Here is a 710-nt window from a genome sequence, read left to right on the forward strand (position 1 = left end):
CCGGTGCGGTGGATTTATTAAATGAGATGTCCACCACTAAAGTAACCGGTGAAGAGGAAATTTTCTCTAAAACCGACCTTTACGATTTCAAAGCGAATATTGAGGGGGCGGAAAAAATCTATGAAATCTTTAAACCGCAATTAGACAAAACCGATGCGAAGCTTTCGGCGGAAATCGCCGCTCGCTTTGCTACGGTCAATAGCTTACTGGCAAAACACAATAAAGCGAAAAACGGTTACGATTACGTAGCATATAACAAACTGTCAAAAAACGATGTTAAAGCATTAGCCGAGGCAGTAAACCAACTGGGCGAGCCGTTGGCGCAATTAGGCGTTCTCTTAGAGAAATAAGGTAGGAATAAATGATGGCAGAAATCCGTTCTCGCCGTGATTTTCTAAAAAATACCGCATTGGTAGGAGCTGGCTTATTGTCGGCTCCTGCTTTTGCTTTAGAATCACGACAACTCACTGCGCAAGCACATAACCAATATCCTTTTTATGGTAAACACCAAGCCGGCATTGTTACCCCTGCACAAAAACATATCTATTTTCTCGTCTTGGATTTAGATACCGCCGATATTGCAAAAGTGAAAGAGATTTTCCAAACTTGGACGCGTTATAGTAATAATCTGACACAAGGTAAAAATGTAAAACCCTATAGCAACAACGCTTATGTTCCGCCTGCGGATACCGGTGAAGCGGATAGTTTGG

The 710-nt window shown here is 42.3% G+C and carries 2 protein-coding genes; both read left to right on the plus strand.

The genetic code is table 11. The annotated features are described in order from the left end of the window. A partial coding sequence (locus DAE25_RS22760) for an EfeM/EfeO family lipoprotein (RefSeq protein WP_199907745.1) occupies nt 1–350 on the plus strand: 350 nt, incomplete at its 5' end. A gap of 14 nt (nt 351–364) precedes the next feature. Continuing rightward, nucleotides 365–710, plus strand: a 346-nt coding sequence (locus DAE25_RS22765) for a Dyp-type peroxidase domain-containing protein (protein WP_159083936.1), incomplete at its 3' end; no start/stop codon positions are given.

Source organism: Nocardioides terrigena, from assembly GCF_003047265.1.
Taxonomy (GTDB): Bacteria; Actinomycetota; Actinomycetes; order Propionibacteriales; family Nocardioidaceae; genus Nocardioides; species Nocardioides terrigena.